The organism is Ketobacter sp. GenoA1 (assembly GCF_003671475.1).
Classification (GTDB): Bacteria; Pseudomonadota; Gammaproteobacteria; order Pseudomonadales; family Ketobacteraceae; genus Ketobacter.
Map to the genome: position 1 here is coordinate 403,215 of NZ_RCHM01000023.1, position 19,035 is coordinate 422,249.

Sequence of the window (19,035 nt, forward strand, 5' to 3'; positions counted from 1 at the left end):
TAAGTCATGGTGATAGTGATTATTGACCTCCTAAATGGGTCGGTTTAATCGACTATATCTGCCCGAATTTGCAGGGATTTTTCCCCTGATCCGGTGCGACGGGTGGAGTAGGAAACAGCATTGGAGGCATCTTGGGTGGAACGGGTTGTACCTGCCAACGGGGTCCAGATTCCGGGCTCAACCACCACGATGGTCTGGGCGTCCATTTTCTGGATTTGATTGTCGCTGTTGCGCTTCATGCGTTGATTGCTGGTGTAGACTTCGATGCGGACCCGGTCTTTCACCAGCTTGGGCACCACGTACAATTGGTTGCTGACAGAGCGGTATTCTTTCACGGTGCCCGTCTGCAAGGGCCCCAGAAACACAAACTGGTCAACCGGTACATCCTTGCCCACCTCCAGCACGCCCTGTTCACCTTCCAAAACCCGGATCTGATGATCGGCACTGTCCACATGGGTGCTGAAGCGGTTTTTGTTCACTACCTGCACGTCGACTCCAGACTCCCGGCTGGACCCTTTGTAGACCACAATTTGCCCTTGTGCTGACTGATTCTGTGCCTCTAACTGGCTGTTATCCGCGTAGCGCAGTGAGACCTGAATATTTTTAAGCGGGCGGTCGATCTCCTGTAACACCGCAAGCAGTTCATCCTGCACGGCGGGGCTTGCCTTCACAAACAGCTTGTTGTGATAGGCGGTGACTTTATCGTCCGGACCCAGCAGCGGCTCCAGAATGGGTACCAGTTTATTGGCAGGCAGATAGGTTTCGTAGATCTCCGTGGTTTGCTGGGCCCGGGCGTAGTTGGCAGCAACAATGGTAAACAGCATCAGCAGCAGGGTGCCGACACGGTGATTCGTGCGCGAATTCACAGAGCCAGCCTCCTAAGCTCAGTACAGGGTTGGCTGCGCTCCCAGATCTCGTTGAACTGGCGCCCGTATTTGACTGCGTCCGGTACCGAGCGAAATTCACAGTGCCCTCGCATGTTGCCCAGGGCAAAGCGTTTCACCATGCCCATATCATCAACAATCAGGTATTCGTCGGTGATCTCTTCGTATTCGCGGGGCAGGCTGCGGATTTCGCAGCGGGTGGGCAGGCGTTTTTGCAACTCCACCAGGCGATGACCCAGTTTGGCTGCTTTGTCGGGGTCTTTCAGAATAATGTTGACGGTGAAACCGCGGTGCTCCTTGAACAGTGGTGACAGCAGATCCAGAAAAGCCTCCCGGTCATAGAAACCGTGTTCCAGCTCTTGGGTGAAGATCTTAACCTGGCGTTTGGCTTGAGGCACCATGGCGTCAAGGACAGTCTGAAATTCCTCCAGCGTCTCCAGCAGGTGGGTGCCGGCGCTTTCGCCCAATTCCATTTCTTTTGCTTTGAGTTCGATGGACATAGCGGTGTATTCGTTGGTGAATGGCTTTAAGTTAACTCAATACTAACAACAATCCCCGTGATGAAAGTATGAACTCTGTCCGGTTACAGCATTTGTTTAGCTGGCTGCGCTGTTATTGGCCTGCCTGACCTGCAGTATAGCTGCTTTCGGCGCGGATGTGGGGGGCTTGACCCTGTGGTGTTGGGGGCGTTGGGGGCGGGAAGGAGCAGGAGGAACAGGGTAGATGATGTTTCCTCCTGCTTCGACAAAAACGATTTAGTAGACCAGCTGCAACTGAAAGCGATTGTTCATCTGTTCTACATTATCCTCGTCACCGTCCACCACTTCCAGGCGCCAGCGCACCGTCAATCCCGGTTGCCATTGGTCCAGCTTGTAGGTGATATCCAGGTCGGTGGCGTTACGGTCAACGGCTTGTTCGTAGTCGAACACGGCATAGCTCGCCTTGAAGGCCAGGGCATTCCACTGATGGTTAAAGGTGAGCTTGCTGGCTTCGCCGGCGTCCACGTTTTCCAGGGTGGTTAGCATGTTGTTGGTGAAGATGGGGCTGGTGGAAAAGGAGTAGGGCGTGAGAAAGGCGCCGTTGTTAAAACTGTCTTCATCTTCTGATACTGAATTGTAAGCCAGGGTCAGTTTGGAGCTGCCGAACTTGATGCCGCCCTGAATGCCGTACAGATCCGAGCTTACTGTGCCCAGTAGCTCATCCCCAGTGTCGGATTGGGTTACGTACTGGGCGGCGATAAAGGGGGTAATCGATCCTGAACTGGCAAACGTATAGTCAGCGTGGCCATACAGGGTTGTGAACAAATCGCTGTAATTGTAGTACCACAGGGCAAGATTGAGTTCATTCTGGGCAAACTTGACTCCTGCTGCCGTGGTGCCGGCGGTGGATGCCGGCTCAACCCCGTAGCGGCCGGTAGACCAACGCCCTACATCCACAAAATCGGCGCTGTTACGATTTTTGATTGTGTTGATGTGCGTCAGTTCGAAGGTGAAGTTGTCCAGAGATTGGTTGGACAGGCTGGCGGCCTCAAAGGTAAAGGGGATAATAAACGCATCACCGGCGTTGGCAAAGGGTGTGTTGATTTTCTGGCGGCCAACGGTAAAGGTTGAATCCAGTATGGTGGTGGTGATGTAAGCTTCACCCAATACCTCCAGATCGCTGCCAAGACGCTTATTGACCTTGGCCGGGTCATCGTCGTTGGTACCCAGATCCTGTGCTGTATAGTATCCCAAACCAAATTTCAGGCCGTACCATTGGGCACTTTCGGCGCGCAATGCGCCACCCAATGCAAATGCAGATTCGTCCGTGGCACCCTCAGCTTCATAGTCCCGGGTATTGTAATAAGCTCTGATGTTGCCATTTACGGTGCCGTTCTGAAGTGCGGCTTGAAAATCGTCTGCCTGTGCGGTTGGACATAAAACGTAGGCGCAAAGAAGCCCCAATGACGAAACTTTTTCAGTTCTCATTTCATAACTCCTGAATGTAAAACGTACTCAAAATGGTGTCTGTGTGTTGGTGATGCGGTCTCTAAAGTTGTATTAACCTGTGATATCAAGCACCTAATACAATGCGAAATCAGTGCCACCGCTTTGGCTGTAGTAGGGCGCAAGCCCTTAACTCTCTGAATGCTAAAGATAAAAATGCGTAACGCTGGCCGCAGGGTGGGTTGTCTGAAAAATGAAGAACAGATGACTGTTTTGTTACTGCAAGTGGTAGCGTTAAAAAAAGGCAATCTTATTTTTATCGTGCACGCTATGGGGGCCGTGTTGATGCTTCAGTTTAGAACAACTAGTACAAGTGTGTACCGGGGCCGCGCTGAAAAACTACAGCAGGTGACCCCGGGTCAAAGGGCGCGTCATATCAAGACTGAGTGATGATCAGAAAAGACAGTGCTGCGATGAACAGGGTATTCAGCAGCACCAGCGTGAGTGGTTTCTTGTCGATGGTCAGCAGATCCAGCAGGTTGGTGCGGGTACCCAGCGCCGCCATGGCCATCAGCAGGCAAAACTGCGATAGCGACCCCATGCCGGAAGTGAGCGTGGGGGGCAGGGTAAAGAGATTGTTTGCCAACAGAATGACCACAAACGCAAGTAAAAACAGCGGGCAGCGTTGCAGCAGGGAGGTACCGCTTGCGCTGTCTTTGTTGATGACGAAACTCACCAGCATCAACACTGGAACCAGTAGTGATACCCGCAGCATTTTGGTGTAGATGGCAGCCTCCGCAACCGCCGGTGAAATCATCTCGCCGGCGCCGATGGCCTGGGCGACATCGTGAATGGTGGTGCCCAGGAATAAGCCCATGGCGTCTGCTGGCATGCCCAATTTGGTGATAAGGGCGGGGTACAGAATCATGGCCAGGGTGCTGATGCAGGTGACCCCCATTAAGGTGCAGGCAACCTGAGATGTGGCCAGTCGTCTGGCGGGTAGAATCGCAAGCAGTGCCATGGCCGCTGATACCCCACAAATCGCAACGGCAATGCCTGCCAGCAATGACATGGGCGTATCCACCTTCAGCAATTTACCCACACTCAGGCTGAACAACAATGTGCCTGCCACCGCCGCCATTACCAGCAGCAAAGGCAACGTACCCAAGCTGCCGATTTGCTCAAAGGTGATGCGTATACCCAGCAGGGCCACACCCACTCTGAGGATGGTGGTGGCGGTGTAGTCCAGGCCGGGTTTGAAGTCGGGGTGTTTGATGATGTTGTTGAAGGCCATGCCCAGCAGTACAGTGGTCAGTATCAAAGGGCTGCCATAGTGCTCGCTGATATGATGAGCCGCAAAGACGACAACCAGGCAGAACAGGATGCCGGGCAGAAGGGCTAATGTCAGACTGCGGGCATCGCCAAGTTGATGTTTTATCATCGCAGCACTTGATCAGGAATCCAGGTGTTGAAGGGCTGTGCCTGCTTCGATGGCACGCAGATAAGCCCAGGGAAACACGCCGCGATCATGACCGTCACCGAAGATGATTTGCAGGCCGGCAATGCCGGCCATTTGCACATCGGCGATAGCCGTGTTGTCAGTGATCAGGCGTGTACCAATAAGGTTGCGGGCCCGGCAGCCGGAGCAGGCACAGAATTGGCGCAGCATTGCTCCGGACAACCGTGTGGCACTGCCATCGGCCCAGCTGATGTCCAGCTCGGCGCTGGCTTTATGCAATGTTATGTCAATGGGGTGAAGGCTATTATCCGTCATAGATGCTCAATCAGTTGATCACGTTTGTTGGGTAGATCCGCCCACTCTTCTGCTTCCGGCAGCGGGGGGCTTTTGCTGTCGATGACAGGCCAGTCCTGTGCCAGTTTCGCGTTCAGTTCAATGTATTCTTCCATGTCCGGAGGCAGGTCGGATTCATCAAAGATGGCTTCCACCGGACATTCAGGCACACACAGTGCACAATCGATACACTCTTCGGGATCGATCACCAGGAAATTCGGGCCCTCATGAAAACAGTCAACGGGGCAGACTTCCACGCAGTCGGTGTACTTGCAGCGGATACATTGTTCAGTTACCACAAAGGTCATGGGGTTCTCCTATGGCACGTATTACTTTCAGCTTTTATTCAGGCAGTGCTCCGGCTCAGGCCCCGGTGCGTTCCAGCGCCCAGCGTGCCAGTTTGCGCACGTCAGGATCGTTGTCGTCCAGGGCTCGGCGAATAAAGGGCAGTCCGTCTTCATGGGCCAGCTCCCCCAGCGCCGCCACGGCGGTTTTGCGCAAATTGCTGATGGGGTTGTCGATGCAGCTTCCCAGCGCCGGAATACCTTCGATGGCCCCCACCATGCCAATGGCTTCTGCGGCCTTTTCCTGTACCTGCCAACGCTTATCCTCTATGGCAGCAATCAGGGCCGTTTTGGCCTCGCATACTTTCAGCCGGCCCAGGCTGCGAATCGCTTCACACCGCACCTGCCAGTGTTCATCGGAGACTGCGCTAATCAATGTATCGGCGACCTTTTCCGGAGAGGCGTAAACTAAGGCCCCCACGGCACTGCGGCGTACTTCCGCATCAGCGTCCGATTTGGCCACTGCCTTGAGTTGCGGCAGGTTTTCTTCTTCCTGCAGATAACCCAATACACCTACCGCCTCGCGCCGTACACCGGGATCTTCGTGACCCAGCAATTCAATGGCATAGGGGCGGGCGTCTTTGATGCACAGTTGTTTCAGTGAGCGCAGGATCGAGGCCAGCACAAAGGCGTCATCGGTTTTCAACGCCGCGATCAGTGCCGGGGCGGCCTCCGGATCTTTGAGGTCGGCCAGGGCTTTGGCGGCGGCGTTGCGCACATTGCGATCCGGCGCATTGAGTGCATCAACCAATGCGTCCATCATGTCCGCCGGATCAAATTCATCAATCACTCTGGCCGCCTCCAGGCGCACCATTTCATCTTCGTCGGAAAGCGCCTGTAGCAGCAGTTCCACACCTTCTTCATCCACGCTGTCCACCAGGTCCATAACAGCGACCCGGCGAATGCCGGCATCGCTGTCCTGCAAGCGTTGGGCAATGGATTCCAAAATGGGATCAGAATAAGCAGTCATAACTCACCTCATCGCAGCAGGTAGGGGATGTTGACGGTTACTGCGTCAGTGGGGCAATCCGCCTCACAGGGCATGCAGTACCAGCATTCATCATAGCGCATGTGAGCTTTGCCGGTTTTCTCGTCGATCCACAGGACATCCAGTGGACACACATCAATGCAGGTCCGGCAGCCTTTGTCGGCAATACATTTTTCGTTATCCACCACCACGGGGACCATGGATATCTGGGTAGCTGTTGGCATTGGAAAATCTCCTGTTGGATTAACTTACTTGCTGAATACGCATCTTCTGATAGGCAGTCTTTTCTTCTTCATCCAGTTCAACCACATAAGGATCAATCGGGCGTTTCTTGCAGGCCATTTGATTGTCTTCTGATTTGTATAATTGAACGTGACAAAACCAGTCGTCGTTATTGGTTTGCGGATAATCCACGTAGTGGTGATACAGACCCCAACGACTCTCTTGCCGGTACATGGAAGCGTGGGCTGCCATTAATGCGCAGTCATACACATGTTGTGCTTCGTTGGCGCGCAGAAGTTCATGGGGATCACGGGCATACAGGAACTCAATATCCTGCTCCATGTCCTTCAATCGCTGTAGACCAATGTCCATTTTCTTGGTGATTTTGGGCGGTTGCAGATAGTCGTTTACGAAGCGCCGCAGTTTGTATTCAAACTGATTAGGGGGGATACCATCGCTACGTTTCAGCGGGGCGAGAATACGTTGCTTCTCGCGCAGGATGAACGTTTCATCCAGCGTGGGCAGATCCCGGTGCTTGGCGAACTCCACCGCATTTGCCCCACAGATATCACCATATACAAAGGCACCCAACATGTAGCTGTGTGGGATGGAAGCCATATCCCCTGCGCCATACAAACCGGGCACTGTGGTTTCACCTTTTTCGTTGATCCAGACACCGGAAGCCGAGTGTCCGGCACAGAACCCGATTTCCGATATGTGCATTTCCACCATTTTGGTACGGTAATCGTTACCCCGGCCATCATGAAAACGGCCACGACTGGGGCGTTCATTGGTGTGCAGGACGTCTTCGATTTCCTGGATGGTTTCTTCGGCCAGGTGATCCAGCTTCAGGAAGACCGGCCCATTGCCACTTTGCAGTTCGTTATAGAACTCCATCATCATTTGACCGCTCCAGTAATCACACTCTATAAAGCGGTCACCATTGGCGTTGGCGGTATAGCCACCCAGTGGACCGGTGACATAAGCGCAGGCGGGGCCGTTGTAATCTTTCAGCAACGGGTTGATCTGATAGCATTCCAGACCGGAAAGCTCGGCGCCTACATGGTACGCCATGGAGTGTCCGTCACCACAGTTGGTGGGATTTTCATAGGTGCCATAAAGATAGCCAGAGGCGGGCAGACCGATTCTGCCAGCAGCACCGGTGCACAGTACAACGGCCTTGGCCCGGATCACGATCACCTCCGCATCGCGGGTGCCCAACGCAATACAACCACTCACCGCGCCGCTTTCATCTTTCATCAGGCGAATGGCCTGATAGCGATTTTCCACTTGCACCCGATTGCGGCGCAGGCGCCGGTACAGTATCTTTTTGATATTGTGTCCTTCAGGCATGGGCAGCACATAGGTGCCCAGGTGGTGTACCTTTTTGACATCGTATTCACCGGTTTCATCCTTTTGGAAATACACGCCCCAGTTGTCGAGTTTCTGGATCATGTCAAAGGAACGTTCAGCGTATTCCATTACGCCTTTCTGCAAAACGATGCCGTCATTGGCGATGGTGATCTCCTTGGTGTACTGCTCTGGTGTGGCATGTCCGGGTATGACTGCGTTGTTCAACCCATCCATACCCATGCTGATGGCGCCGGACCGTTTTACATTGGCTTTCTCCAACAGCATAACGGATGCGGAAGGATCCTTTTCTTTTGCCGTAATGGCGGCCATGGGGCCGGCGGTACCTCCGCCAATTACCAAAACGTCTACGTCTTTTACGGTGATATCATCCAGTTGAGTCATCATTGGCCCCCTTGCTTGCCTGATGTTCGAGTGCGTTCACGTTCTACATGGAAATGGTATTTGTACGAGTCGCCGCGGAATGCCAGGTACTCATAGTCCACGGGGTTGCTGTGAATGTCGTGGGTGAGCCGTTGTACCCACATAATGGGTTCACCGGTTTCCATCTGCAGCAGCTTGGCTATATTGGCATCTGCCGGCCGTGCTTCGAGGCTGATATCCGCTCGACCCAGCGGTATATTCAATTCGTTTTCCAACAGAGGGAAAATGTCGCGGCCAAGATCCCGCGAGAAGAGATGGCGGCCTACCTGCATGGGAAAGAACGAGGTGTCCACTGAAATGGGTTCCCGGTTCAGGTAACGGACCCGGATGACTTCCACTGCGCCATCCCGGGCGTGAATATTGAGCTTGTCCTGCACATCCTTGTTGGGCATGATCTCGCGTATACTTACTAACTGAGCAGAGGTTTCATAGCCCTTCGAGTTCATGGCCTCTTCAAAGCCTTCAAGGTGCTGAACTTCCTGCATGGCCTTGGGTTTGCTGGCGAAGGTGCCTTTGCCCTGCGTGGTGAATATCAGCCCTTCCCTGTGCAGATCCCGCAGTGCCTGGCGAACCGTGATTCGGCTGACACTGAAGCTGTTCATCAGCTCGCTTTCCGATGGCATCTTCTGGTACGGAGCGTATTTGCCTTCCAGAATTTGCTTCTTCAGCGTATCTTTAATCTGAAGGTACAGCGGTTGGTGTGGCATCGCGTTATCTTTCATGTTCTCATCCCGTTGGTAATAACATGTCATAACAAGTTAGAAAAAATCATGGGCTTTAATCTCCCTCTTCGTCAGTCCTGAAGGTTTTCCTGTGCTCTCAAGGCAGAGCGGGAAAGATAGTGGGTCACGGCTTTCTGCTCTTGCCTGGTAAGTGAATCGGCAATGTCCTGCATTACGTTTTGGGAACCGCTGTGGCGACTGCCTTCACGAAAATCATCAAGTTGCTTGTTCAAATAGTCTTCATGTTGCGCATCGAGCCATGGTGTATCCGGGCGTTCTGCATTGTGGCAAGTGGTGCAGGCCGGCAAACCCGCTCTGCCAGAGGTGTAGAGTGATTTGCCCAGTTGCAGCAGATCCGCGTCCTGTTGGTTTTCATGCATTAGCCTATCTACTGGTTCTGGCGCAGCCTGTTGGGCAAAATGCTGGGCTATGGCGGCAATGTCCTCAGGCTTAACCTCTTCGGTGATGGCCTGCATTTGTCCACCGTCGTTGGTCCTTGCTCCCTGCCGGAAGGCATTGAACTGGGCCTCTATATAGGTCGCTTTCTGTGCCGCCAGTTTCGGAAACCGGGGCATGTGACTGTTACCATCCAAACCGTGGCACAAACCACAGATTTCCCATGGCGCCATGCCTTCCTTATCAATCATGCCTGCTTCTGCTGTCTGCATGCTGACACCGATCACCAGCAGCAGTGCCGGGCTTGTCCTATTCATTGCGAGCATGCTGGCTGGCGTTGTCATGTCGGATCACCTGTACGAGAAATTCACTGGTGCGATGAGAATGAAAAGGCGGGTTCAGGGTTGCTATCCATTCACCTTCAGGGTTGATTAGCGCAACACCGGCGCTGTGCTTGACCGTATAATTGACTTCACCGGGATAACGTTTTTCGATGCGATACATACCATCGATGCTTTCCACCAGTTTCTTTAGCTCGCTGTGGTCACCGGTTAGGCCAATGTACTCCGGATGGAAGTGCGCCAGGTAATCTTTCAGTATGGTTTGATCGCGATCCGGATCGACGGCAACAAATACGATCTCAGGAATGCTGTCTGGCATCATCTTCAATCCCAACTGTGCCCGGATGGCTTCCAGCCGCATTAATGTCATGGGGCAGACATCGGGGCAGCTGGTAAAGCCCAATACCAGCATGGTCCATTGGCCTTTCAACTGTTCCAGACCAAAGGCCGCGCCTGACTGATCCGAGAGTTCAAAGTCTGCAATTGCTGTGGGTTCCCGCTGCGTGAATTCTTCGTTGGCGGCCCGTGTATGGGTTGCCGTCAGCAGCAAAGCCATTAACAGCAGCGGAACGGTTGGCAACTTCATCCAGGGCGATGCCATTATTCACACTCCCGCTGCTCAAAGGCCTTCATGCTCTCCGAGCGGATGTAGCGCAGGCATTCCCGTTTCAATGACACAAACGGTTCTGATGTCGCCATCTCCTGTGTCCGGGGCCGCTCCAGATTCACTTTTAGATCCGCTATGACTGTACCTGGACTGGCGCTCATGATCAGAATTCTGTCGGCCAGAAAGATGGCTTCATCCACATCATGGGTCACAAACAAAACGGTAGTGCCGAACTCCGACCATATGTCGAGCAGGCTTTCCTGCATCATTAACCGGGTTTGCGCATCCAGCGCACCAAACGGCTCGTCCATCAACAGAACACTGGGATAGTTGGCCAACGCTCGGGCAATGCCTACCCTTTGTTGCATACCCCCGGACAGTTCACCGGGAAATCGCCTTTCCATTTTACTGAGGCCGATCATGGCCAGAAATGTGCGGGCAATGGAATTGCATTCGGCCGCGCTGTGGCCGGCCAAACGGGGCCCGAAGGCGATGTTGTCGAGCACTGTTTTCCAGGGCAACAGTGAGTATTGCTGGAATACCATGCCGCGATCAGGACCAGGGTTCAGGATTTCCACATCGTCCACCAGAACCCGACCGGTGGAGGGGTTGATGTAGCCGGCAACGGCATTCAGCAGGGTGGATTTTCCACACCCCGATGGGCCCAGAATGCACACGAACTCACCGGGTTTTATATTGAGACTGGTTTCGCGTACGGCGATGTTTTTGCTCTCACCTTCACCAAAACTGATGCCCACTGAATCAATGACGACATGGCCGCGTTCTTTCGAACTCTGTTTGTGCATGAGGGTTTGCTGAATTGATACCACGCTGGTATTCACGAGAGTTCCTCCAGGCGCTGATGATCATAAGTCAGTGGTTTGGCAGAAACGTAGCAGACCACCAGTAAAATGATAAAACCGATCCCATTGAGCCAGCTGCCCAGTGGTTCCAGCCACAAGGCTGTGCTGGCGCCCAACCCCAGCATTGCCAGCCCCACAACCCAGGTTGGCGTTGAGCAGCACACCACCCAGGACAGTGTTACCGAAGCAATGGCCACCAGACCGGCACCGAGTCCGGTGGCGGTGTCGGAGGATCGGCTCGACAGTGATGAACGGGCGCAGGCAGGTGTCCTGTGAATCAAAAGATAGTTGGTGGCGATCAGTGCACCCAACAGCGTGACACCCAGTACCTTGACGGGAACAATGAACAGGCTCCATTCGGAAATACCCAATCCAAATTCATAGTTCATGTATCCAATCTCCAATAACCATTCGTCCTGAATAATCTTGATGCTGTCTTTGATTGAGGGTGTGGATTCAATAATTCGCAACACGTTCTGCCACCACTCATACAGGTTTATATAGTTGGGTAGATTGCCAAATCGAAGCACCAGGCTTGCCATCAGGATGGCGTAGTAGATCACAACCGTGCCCAAGGTAATGGCCAGCCATCGCCATTGGTTGTTGCGAATGGTGCGGGCGATATAGGTGATTCGATTCAACATGGCGCCAGCTCATCGTTGCATTTGCTTCCAGCGCAGGGCTGGACGGGTAGCGATTCGGATCAGATAGGTGGAAAGGGTACCGAGCCCACCAATGACCAGCATGCCAACCACAATATCGGGATAGTTAATCAGTGAGTAAGCATCCCAGGTGAAATAGCCGATGCCATATTGTCCGGAGATGATTTCACCTGCCAGTAACGAGAACCAGCTGACCCCCATACCGATCGCCAGTCCGGTGGCGATGCTGGGCATGGCCGCCGGCAACACTACATGCCAGAACACCTGTAATTTGTTGGCGCCCAATGACAGGGCAGCTCTGATCATGACTTCTGGTGTTTGCTCGACACCATGGATGGTGTTCAGAATGATGGGAAACAGAGCGCCCAGGAACGTGATGTAGATGATGGACGATTCTTCGGTGGGCCACATGAGGATGGCCAATGGAATCCAGGCAACCGCCGGAATAGGGCGGATGACTTCTATGTAGGGTAACACAGCGGCGCGGGCCAGGCGGGAACGTCCCACCAACAGACCGGTGACGACTCCCAGCAATACAGCCAGGCCATAGGCAATTAGTATGCGGCGGATGCTGACCAGTATATGGGTATAGAATACCGGCTCCGTTAAGTGCACGAAAAAGGCATTGGCCACTTTTACCGGAGACGGGATGTTTTCGAAATTAATAAAGAAATTGAAATTGTATAAGGTCGCCAAATGCCACAACAAAATACCAACACACAGGGATAGTACACCGACTGCGATACTCTGCGCCTGTCCGCTGTTAACAGCCCGGGACACCCGGGCTGCCAGCAGTTCGTTGTTGCTTACCGAAACCGGTTCTGCGGCGGATGGAGAGGTTGCTGGTACCGGGGTGTTTTCCGGTACCTTGCTGTCTGCTTTGCTTTTGGCCAGTGCGTAACTCATGTTAAGTTCACTCTCCCCGGTTTATTGCGCTGCAACCAGATTGCTGTCAGAGGTGCCCAGGCCAGCGACGGCATCGTCCAACCCCATTACGGAGCCCTTCATTTTACTGGCATAGGCGTCCGCATCGGGCTTACGCAGGAAGGTGGCATAACCGTCGGCGGTTTTTACAAAAAAGGCCGTTTTACCAAACAGTTTCAGACCGGTGGTTTTGTCGTAGACGTAGGTTGCATTCAGCTTGGCACCGGTCTGTTGCAGCTCACTGAGGGCACTGAGAAATTCCGGCAGTGTTTGGTAGGTGGATATGCCATCCCGGGCATGCCAGATCTCCATGGGCAGGTTAGCATTCGCCACTGCGGGATCGACGATGTCATTCTTTTCTTTGTCATAGTCCTTACCCAAATCCCGGTAGGCTGCCTTGATGTAGCTTTCAGTGATCCATTCGTCGAAATCCAATGGTGGAATGGCTTTTTCTTTTACCAGGACACCGTGGTCTGTTTTCAGGGCTTCGATCCACTTGGGTTTGATCGTCGGATCCAGAGTCAGGTGTCCGCCTTTCGAGAAGTAGATATACAGCACCTCCTTCTCCACGCCGGTCCACTTCTCCATCAGGTCCACGGCGGCAACGGGATCTTTGCGAATCCATTCTCCAGCCTCATAGACTGCTTTCAGAAAGGCGGTGACCACCTCAGGGTATTGCTCGGCAAAATCTTCACGTACCACCACACCATGCAGATAAGGCACGCCGGTTTCGCTGCCATCGTAGATTTTGCGCCCGGTGCCTCTGAATTCCATTAATTCGGACCAGGGGCAGAAATCGGAGTGGGCGTCAATTTTACCGGCGGCAATATTGGCGGCACCCACGGCAGGGCTCTGATTTTTCAAACCATACTCGGCGCTGGGTATGCCGTTATCCTGCATGGCTTTCAACAGCATTCCCCAGGCCGCACTGCCCACCGGGACGGAAACGTCCTTTCCTTTCAATTGTTCAATGCTGTATACGTCGGAATCAACCGGAACCACGATGGCGTTGCCGCTGCCTTTTAGATTGTAGCCGGTGCCGGCAATGTACTTTGTGCGCAGTGAATCAGTCTGTTGGAATTTGGCGCCGTTGACGATAAGGGGATAGTCACCCATTACCCCGATGTTCAGTTTGTTGGCCATCATCTGGTTGGTGATGGGGCCTCCTGAAGAATAATCACTCCAACTGATGTCGTATTCGGCATCTTTGTATTTGCCGTCTTTGGGTAAATACTTTTCCAACAGTTTGAGTTCCTTGACGACGATGCCAGCCGTATAGGTATCGGTACACATACTCTGATGACCAATGGCTATACGGATGTCTTCTGCGTGAACGGATGCGGTTGCAAGCATGGCGCAGGTTAATGTGGAGAAGAACTTGGTTTTCAGTTTCATGATGGCCCCCCGGCGATGGTGTAATCTGATTATTGAAACTTGTATTAACTAGTTATAACCACATGCCATAACTAACGCAGTTTCCGTGCCATAGACTGGTTTTTTCTGTTCTTGTGCTTGTTAAAGTGTTGAAATATAAAAGTAAAAACGCTGAGGTGCGGGGAGGTTCTAAGCCTGGTCAGGGTGCCGCGGAGTTTTGAATTGCGCACTGCTCACGTGCAGTGCAATGCCTTTCTTGGGTCGTGATGGATCAGGCACGGCGGCGACTTTAATACAAGATGAAGCCTTGTGTCAGGCTTCCTGGTAGGTTTCTTCTTCGAAATACAGTACACCCATATTTAATAATTGGGTGAGAAAACGCAGGTTGACCGGTGCTTCGCAGAACATCACCAGCTTAGCTGGATTGTAGTGACGGCTCTTGCACAGAAAAAGAATCATCTGTTGGGTGAAGGGGTGAAATTCCAGTTTCGATCCGTTAATAAACAGACCCTTGGGGTGATTCTGGTCTCCGGTATACACAAAGCGGCTGGATTCTTCCCGCCGCACAGACAGATTTTGGTGCAGCAGATCCAGCACTTCGGTGGTGTCGTAATCTTCTTCCGGGGGTTCAGGGTTTTGATCGTACTTGGTTTGTGAGAGGTACTCACCCATCCACAGGCCGATTTTCTCACGGTCAGAAACCAGCCTGTGTAATGTCTCGGCAACTTTTTCGATGGCGGCAGGCGCAAGCCATCCGGGATTTCCCTGCACAGTAAGGTCAGGGTCTGAATAACGCTGACCTTCATTAGGTGTTGCCAGTAAATAGTGCACGAATTCATTGATGATCTCATGCTCACTGGGGGCACGAAAACCCACCGAAAGAGTGATGCACTCATTTTCGGCTACACCATAGTGGGCAATGCCCGGCGGCAAGTACAGCATATCGCCGGGATTCAGCACCCATTCCTGTTCAGGTTGAAATTCCTGCAGTATGCGTACCGGCAGGTTGGGCACAATGGCGGTTTCCTCGGTGCAGGTTTGGCCCACCTGCCAACGTCTTTGGCCATGGGCCTGAATCAGAAACACGTCATAAAAATCATAGTGCGGGCCAACACTGCCACCTTTGGGAGCAAAGCTTGCCATCACGTCGTCGATGCGCCAGTTGGGTATGAAATTAAAGGCTTCCAGCAAATCGGAAATGGCGGGTACCTGGTGGTCCAATGCCTGTACTAATAAAGTCCAGTGTGTCTTGGGTAAGTTCTTAAACGTTTTTTGGTTGAATGGGCCGTGCCGTAGTTCCCAGTCAACGGGGCTGCGCTCCAGGATAATACGGGATTCCACCGTGTCATCCAGTGAAAACCCCGCCAGTTCCTCCGGCTCGATGATGTTCTCTATATCCACAAACGCGCCCCGTACCAGCATGGGCTGCCGTTGCCAGTACTCTGACAAAAACAACTCCGCTGATCGACCGCCCAGAATGGGCAGGGGTTTGGATGCCATAAACTACCTTAAATGCGCTTGGCTTGTTGGGCGGCATTACCGATATAGGAAGCCGGCGACAATGCTTTCAAGCGCACCTTTTCCTGTTCGGGAATGGCCAGCGTATCAATAAAATCGCTCATGGCTTGCCGGGTTATGGCTTTACCACGCGTCAGCTCTTTGAGTTTTTCGTAGGGTTTCTCGATGGCATAGCGACGCATCACTGTCTGGATGGGCTCCGCCAATACTTCCCAGGCGTTATCCAGATCTTCCGCCAGCCGTTGTTCATTGATCTCCAGTTTGCCGATGCCCTTCAGGCTGGCTTCGTAGGCAATCAGACCATGGGCAAGGCCCACACCCAGATTACGCAGCACGGTGGAGTCTGTCAGATCCCTCTGCCAACGGGAAAGGGGCAGCTTCTGCGCCAGATGCGCCATGATGGCGTTGGCGATCCCCAGATTGCCTTCGGAGTTTTCAAAGTCAATGGGGTTCACTTTATGGGGCATGGTGGAAGATCCGATCTCACCCGCAATGGTTTTCTGTTTAAAGTATCCCAACGAGATATAACCCCACACATCACGATCGAAATCGATCAGGATGGTATTGAAGCGGGCGATGGCGTCGTAGAGGTCGGCAATGTAGTCGTGGGGTTCGATCTGAGTGGTGTAGGGGTTCCATTCCAGCCCCAGGCCACTGACAAATTCCTGTGCGTTCTGTTCCCAATCCAGCTCAGGATAGGCGCTGAGGTGCGCGTTGTAGTTGCCCACTGCGCCATTGATCTTGCCCAGTATGGGTACGGTCTTTATCTGTTCCAGCTGACGTCGTAAGCGTGCCACCACGTTGGCCATTTCCTTGCCCATGGTGGAAGGGGAAGCGGTCTGACCGTGGGTGCGGGAAAGCATGGGCATGTCTGCATATTGATGAGCAAGGGCGGCAATGGAAGCAACCAGTTTTTCCAATATGGGCAGTAAAACCTCGTTACGTCCGGCTTGCAGCATCAAACCGTGGGACAGGTTGTTGATATCTTCCGAGGTGCAGGCGAAGTGGATGAATTCGCTGACGGCTTCCAGTTCGCTATTGCCGGCAATTTTTTCCTTGAGGAAATATTCCACGGCCTTTACATCGTGATTGGTCGTGCGCTCGATGTCTTTGATACGCTGGGCATCGGCCACAGAGAATTCATCAACGATGGAATTCAGTAAAGCCTCGCTGCCAGCGGAAAAGGCGGGAACCTCTGCAATGCCTTCATGGGCAGCCAGCTTCTGCAGCCATCGGACTTCCACCAGTACGCGGTAGCGGATCAGTCCGAACTCACTGAAGATGGCGCGCAGCGCCTGGGTTTTGCTGCCGTAGCGGCCGTCCACCGGTGAGATGGCGGTCAGGGCGTTCAGTTCCATGGTGTGTTCCTCAATCGATTTCGTTTTTGCTCAGGATATGGTGATTTCGTGCTGCAGGATTTGCAGGGCTTTAACCAGTCGGCCTTTACCAAATGCAAACTGGAGCCGAGTTCCACCCAGCTGGCGCCACAGCATGGCCGAGCGGATGCCGGCCAACAGGATGGCGCGGATTCTGGCGGCGTTTTCCGGACGCTGCAGGTGGCTGGGATCGCCATTGACCTGGATGCGGAATTTAAACTTGGCCAGAGTATCCAGGTAGATGTCGTTCATTTTGGTGACGATGCCCTGGCTGGTGACACCGTCAAAATGCTGCAGCTGATGGGTTACCTGCTCCAATCTGGAGCGCAGCACGCTGTTGATGTCTGATTCACGCCGCAGTAACTTTTCCACGTGCAGCATACCGATGGCGTAGCGTATGGCATCCGCGTAGCGGGCACTTTCTTTTTCCTTCAGTACCAACAGCAGTGTATCCACACCCAACTTAACGCCTTTCACACCACCATAAACATCCTCTGTGGTTTTCGGGTCCAGGACAAATATGCTTTCCATCAAAGGTGTGTAGGCATCCATATTGACTTCCCCGGTACGGGCAACCTGTTGTACCAGTGCGGCGGCCTGAAATAACCCTGCCAGGGCCAGCGCCTTTTCCTCTTCTTTATGCCTCACAAGAATCACTCCCCATTTTGATTCCAGGTGCGTTCGATGACCCCGCCTCCCAGGCAGATCTCGCCATCGTAAAATACCACTGACTGACCAGGTGTAACCGCCCGTTGTGGTTGATCAAATGTCACACTAATCTGACCTTGGGCGGTTTCGCTCACCAGACAATGTTGATCCGGTTGACGGTAACGGGTCTTGGCCTTGCATCGTAGTGGCAATGCGGGCTTGTCCAGCACCCAGAATACTTCCTCTGCACACAGTGTATCAGTGAACAGGGCAGGATGGTTGGTGCCCTGGCCAACCAATAACCGATTACTCTCCAGATCCTTGCTCAACACAAACCAGGGGGCTTCTGATTTATGGGCGAGGCCCCCGATGCCCAGCCCCTGCCTCTGGCCAATGGTATAGAACATCAGCCCACTGTGTTCACCGATGATCTCGCCGGCTTCTGTGACGATCTGGCCGGGTTTGGCCGGTATATACTGCTCCAGAAAATCCTTGAAACGGCGTTCACCGATAAAGCAAATGCCGGTGGAATCTTTCTTGTCGTGGTTTTCGAACCCCTGTTCGTGGGCAATTTCACGTACGGCCGGTTTTTCCAACTCACCCAATGGAAACAGTGTGCGGGCAATCTGGCGGCCGTTGACCGCATGCAGAAAGTAGCTTTGATCCTTGTTTTTATCCAACCCTTTCAGTAACGGGGCTGCGTCTGCGTCATCCTGGCGCCGGGTCGCTCCCCGTCGGGCATAGTGGCCGGTGGCGATGTAATCGGCGCCCAAGGTCAGGGCGTAGTCCAAAAAAGCGCGGAATTTCACTTCCTTGTTGCACAGGATGTCCGGGTTTGGGGTGCGCCCGGCGCTGTATTCTGAAATAAAGTGTTCGAATACCCGATCCCAGTACTCGGCGGCGAAATTGGCCGTGTACAGTTTGATGCCCAGGGTATCCGCCACCTGTTGGGCATCCGCCAGATCGGCCAGGGCGGTGCAGTATTCGGTGCCGTCATCTTCTTCCCAGTTCTTCATAAACAGGCCTTCCACATGGTACCCCTGCTGCATCAGGAGGTAGGCCGACACAGAGGAATCGACGCCGCCGGACATGCCAACGATGACTTTTTTGCCTGCATTATTCATAGTACGGAGAACTCATTCGGATGTGCGTAGATCAGCTCCAGTGGGTAGCGCTTGCCAGCGGCAAAATCTTCGATACAGCGCAGCACCAGGGGGCTGCGCCATTGTGACTGACGGGCTTTCAGTTCTTCCAGGGTTAGCCAGACCGGACCTATGATGCCCTCATCCAGCTGCGCGTTGGGCGCCTGTTGCTGTGCGGTAGCAGCGAAGCAGAAGCGGAAATAGGTGATCCCATTGAGCGCTGTATACTGATAGACACCCACTAAGGCTTCCAGGTTCACCTGCCAGCCGGTTTCTTCCCATGTTTCCCGTATGGCAGCGGCCAGCAGCGTTTCACCTGCCTCCACGTGCCCCGCCGGCTGATTGAGGACGGTGACGCCGTCCACCACTTCTTCCACCAACAGGTAGCGGCCGTTGTTCGCCACAATGGTGGCCACGGTGGTATGGGGAGTCCAGGTCATAGGCTATATTCGGGATCTGTGCTGCAAAGAACGCGCAATTCTACCCAAATTCGGCCCAATTCCCAACCCGGAC

General features: G+C 53.4%; 21 protein-coding genes. All 21 read right to left on the reverse strand.

The genetic code is table 11. From position 1 onward, the window contains the following. Positions 1–44 precede the first annotated feature (44 nt). Positions 45–866: a hypothetical protein gene (locus D9N13_RS10365; protein WP_290589110.1), complete on the reverse strand. Its 822-nt coding sequence runs from the start codon at positions 864–866 to the stop codon at positions 45–47. Then, positions 863–1,384, reverse strand: coding sequence for a hypothetical protein (locus D9N13_RS10370; RefSeq protein ID WP_290589113.1), 522 nt, complete (start codon positions 1,382–1,384; stop codon positions 863–865). The genes D9N13_RS10365 and D9N13_RS10370 overlap by 4 nt, the downstream gene beginning before the upstream one ends. 255 nt (positions 1,385–1,639) lie before the next feature. After that, entirely contained in the window at positions 1,640–2,851 is a 1,212-nt protein-coding gene (locus tag D9N13_RS10375) for an OprD family outer membrane porin (RefSeq protein ID WP_290589116.1), read from the reverse strand. A 394-nt stretch (positions 2,852–3,245) separates the two neighbouring features. Beyond that, positions 3,246–4,250, reverse strand: coding sequence for a YeiH family protein (locus D9N13_RS10380; RefSeq protein WP_290589118.1), 1,005 nt, complete (start codon positions 4,248–4,250; stop codon positions 3,246–3,248). Between the two features lie 12 nt (positions 4,251–4,262). Continuing rightward, a complete protein-coding gene (locus tag D9N13_RS10385) occupies positions 4,263–4,583 on the reverse strand; it encodes a gamma-butyrobetaine hydroxylase-like domain-containing protein (protein WP_290589121.1) in 321 nt (106 codons plus the stop codon). After that, positions 4,580–4,909: a ferredoxin FdxA gene (gene fdxA / locus D9N13_RS10390; protein WP_290589124.1), complete on the reverse strand. Its 330-nt coding sequence runs from the start codon at positions 4,907–4,909 to the stop codon at positions 4,580–4,582. The genes D9N13_RS10385 and fdxA overlap by 4 nt, the downstream gene beginning before the upstream one ends. Positions 4,910–4,964: 55 nt before the next feature. Next, positions 4,965–5,915, reverse strand: coding sequence for a HEAT repeat domain-containing protein (locus D9N13_RS10395; protein WP_290589127.1), 951 nt, complete (start codon positions 5,913–5,915; stop codon positions 4,965–4,967). Between the two features lie 8 nt (positions 5,916–5,923). Continuing rightward, positions 5,924–6,157 carry a ferredoxin family protein gene (locus D9N13_RS10400; RefSeq protein WP_290589130.1) on the reverse strand — a complete coding sequence of 78 codons (234 nt, stop codon included), beginning with the start codon at positions 6,155–6,157 and terminating at the stop codon, positions 5,924–5,926. 19 nt (positions 6,158–6,176) lie between these two features. Next, positions 6,177–7,910: a fumarate reductase/succinate dehydrogenase flavoprotein subunit gene (locus tag D9N13_RS10405; protein WP_317622493.1), complete on the reverse strand. Its 1,734-nt coding sequence runs from the start codon at positions 7,908–7,910 to the stop codon at positions 6,177–6,179. After that, on the reverse strand, positions 7,910–8,671 hold the full coding sequence (locus tag D9N13_RS10410; protein ID WP_290589136.1) for a GntR family transcriptional regulator: 762 nt from the start codon (positions 8,669–8,671) through the stop codon (positions 7,910–7,912). The genes D9N13_RS10405 and D9N13_RS10410 overlap by 1 nt, the downstream gene beginning before the upstream one ends. Positions 8,672–8,742: 71 nt before the next feature. After that, positions 8,743–9,384, reverse strand: a complete 642-nt coding sequence (locus D9N13_RS10415; RefSeq protein WP_290589140.1) for a c-type cytochrome — start codon at positions 9,382–9,384, stop codon at positions 8,743–8,745. Next, positions 9,377–9,994: an SCO family protein gene (locus D9N13_RS10420; RefSeq protein ID WP_290589143.1), complete on the reverse strand. Its 618-nt coding sequence runs from the start codon at positions 9,992–9,994 to the stop codon at positions 9,377–9,379. The genes D9N13_RS10415 and D9N13_RS10420 overlap by 8 nt, the downstream gene beginning before the upstream one ends. 14 nt (positions 9,995–10,008) lie before the next feature. Further along, on the reverse strand, positions 10,009–10,857 hold the full coding sequence (locus D9N13_RS10425; RefSeq protein ID WP_290589146.1) for an ABC transporter ATP-binding protein: 849 nt from the start codon (positions 10,855–10,857) through the stop codon (positions 10,009–10,011). Next, entirely contained in the window at positions 10,854–11,522 is a 669-nt protein-coding gene (locus D9N13_RS10430; protein ID WP_290589149.1) for a hypothetical protein, read from the reverse strand. Before D9N13_RS10430 ends, D9N13_RS10425 begins: the two co-directional genes overlap by 4 nt. Positions 11,523–11,531: 9 nt before the next feature. Further along, positions 11,532–12,446, reverse strand: a complete 915-nt coding sequence (locus D9N13_RS10435) for an ABC transporter permease (RefSeq protein WP_290589152.1) — start codon at positions 12,444–12,446, stop codon at positions 11,532–11,534. A 21-nt stretch (positions 12,447–12,467) separates the two neighbouring features. After that, entirely contained in the window at positions 12,468–13,859 is a 1,392-nt protein-coding gene (locus D9N13_RS10440; protein WP_290589155.1) for an ABC transporter substrate-binding protein, read from the reverse strand. A 291-nt stretch (positions 13,860–14,150) separates the two neighbouring features. Further along, on the reverse strand, positions 14,151–15,338 hold the full coding sequence (locus D9N13_RS10445; RefSeq protein WP_290589158.1) for a cupin domain-containing protein: 1,188 nt from the start codon (positions 15,336–15,338) through the stop codon (positions 14,151–14,153). Positions 15,339–15,346: 8 nt separating this feature from the next. Continuing rightward, on the reverse strand, positions 15,347–16,714 hold the full coding sequence (purB, locus tag D9N13_RS10450) for an adenylosuccinate lyase (RefSeq protein ID WP_290589161.1): 1,368 nt from the start codon (positions 16,712–16,714) through the stop codon (positions 15,347–15,349). A gap of 30 nt (positions 16,715–16,744) precedes the next feature. Then, positions 16,745–17,380, reverse strand: coding sequence for a high frequency lysogenization protein HflD (hflD, locus tag D9N13_RS10455; protein ID WP_290589163.1), 636 nt, complete (start codon positions 17,378–17,380; stop codon positions 16,745–16,747). A 5-nt stretch (positions 17,381–17,385) separates the two neighbouring features. Beyond that, positions 17,386–18,504 carry a tRNA 2-thiouridine(34) synthase MnmA gene (gene mnmA, locus D9N13_RS10460; protein ID WP_290589165.1) on the reverse strand — a complete coding sequence of 373 codons (1,119 nt, stop codon included), beginning with the start codon at positions 18,502–18,504 and terminating at the stop codon, positions 17,386–17,388. Next, positions 18,501–18,962 (reverse strand): NUDIX hydrolase, encoded by a 462-nt coding sequence (locus tag D9N13_RS10465; protein WP_290589169.1) that lies wholly within the window; start codon positions 18,960–18,962, stop codon positions 18,501–18,503. Before D9N13_RS10465 ends, mnmA begins: the two co-directional genes overlap by 4 nt. Between the last annotated feature and the right edge of the window lie 73 nt (positions 18,963–19,035).

Excerpts from the sequence above, each read along its gene's own strand:
- D9N13_RS10370 (WP_290589113.1), bottom strand. The coding sequence starts at position 1,384 with ATGTCCATCGAACTCAAAGCAAAAGAAATGGAATTGGGCGAAAGCGCC.
- D9N13_RS10375 (WP_290589116.1), bottom strand. The coding sequence starts at position 2,851 with ATGAGAACTGAAAAAGTTTCGTCATTGGGGCTTCTTTGCGCCTACGTT.
- D9N13_RS10380 (WP_290589118.1), bottom strand. The coding sequence starts at position 4,250 with ATGATAAAACATCAACTTGGCGATGCCCGCAGTCTGACATTAGCCCTT.
- D9N13_RS10385 (WP_290589121.1), bottom strand. The coding sequence starts at position 4,583 with ATGACGGATAATAGCCTTCACCCCATTGACATAACATTGCATAAAGCC.
- fdxA (WP_290589124.1), bottom strand. The coding sequence starts at position 4,909 with ATGACCTTTGTGGTAACTGAACAATGTATCCGCTGCAAGTACACCGAC.
- D9N13_RS10395 (WP_290589127.1), bottom strand. The coding sequence starts at position 5,915 with ATGACTGCTTATTCTGATCCCATTTTGGAATCCATTGCCCAACGCTTG.
- D9N13_RS10400 (WP_290589130.1), bottom strand. The coding sequence starts at position 6,157 with ATGCCAACAGCTACCCAGATATCCATGGTCCCCGTGGTGGTGGATAAC.
- D9N13_RS10405 (WP_317622493.1), bottom strand. The coding sequence starts at position 7,910 with ATGACTCAACTGGATGATATCACCGTAAAAGACGTAGACGTTTTGGTA.
- D9N13_RS10410 (WP_290589136.1), bottom strand. The coding sequence starts at position 8,671 with ATGAAAGATAACGCGATGCCACACCAACCGCTGTACCTTCAGATTAAA.
- D9N13_RS10415 (WP_290589140.1), bottom strand. The coding sequence starts at position 9,384 with ATGAATAGGACAAGCCCGGCACTGCTGCTGGTGATCGGTGTCAGCATG.
- D9N13_RS10420 (WP_290589143.1), bottom strand. The coding sequence starts at position 9,994 with ATGAAGTTGCCAACCGTTCCGCTGCTGTTAATGGCTTTGCTGCTGACG.
- D9N13_RS10430 (WP_290589149.1), bottom strand. The coding sequence starts at position 11,522 with ATGTTGAATCGAATCACCTATATCGCCCGCACCATTCGCAACAACCAA.
- D9N13_RS10435 (WP_290589152.1), bottom strand. The coding sequence starts at position 12,446 with ATGAGTTACGCACTGGCCAAAAGCAAAGCAGACAGCAAGGTACCGGAA.
- D9N13_RS10440 (WP_290589155.1), bottom strand. The coding sequence starts at position 13,859 with ATGAAACTGAAAACCAAGTTCTTCTCCACATTAACCTGCGCCATGCTT.
- D9N13_RS10445 (WP_290589158.1), bottom strand. The coding sequence starts at position 15,338 with ATGGCATCCAAACCCCTGCCCATTCTGGGCGGTCGATCAGCGGAGTTG.
- purB (WP_290589161.1), bottom strand. The coding sequence starts at position 16,714 with ATGGAACTGAACGCCCTGACCGCCATCTCACCGGTGGACGGCCGCTAC.
- mnmA (WP_290589165.1), bottom strand. The coding sequence starts at position 18,504 with ATGAATAATGCAGGCAAAAAAGTCATCGTTGGCATGTCCGGCGGCGTC.
- D9N13_RS10465 (WP_290589169.1), bottom strand. The coding sequence starts at position 18,962 with ATGACCTGGACTCCCCATACCACCGTGGCCACCATTGTGGCGAACAAC.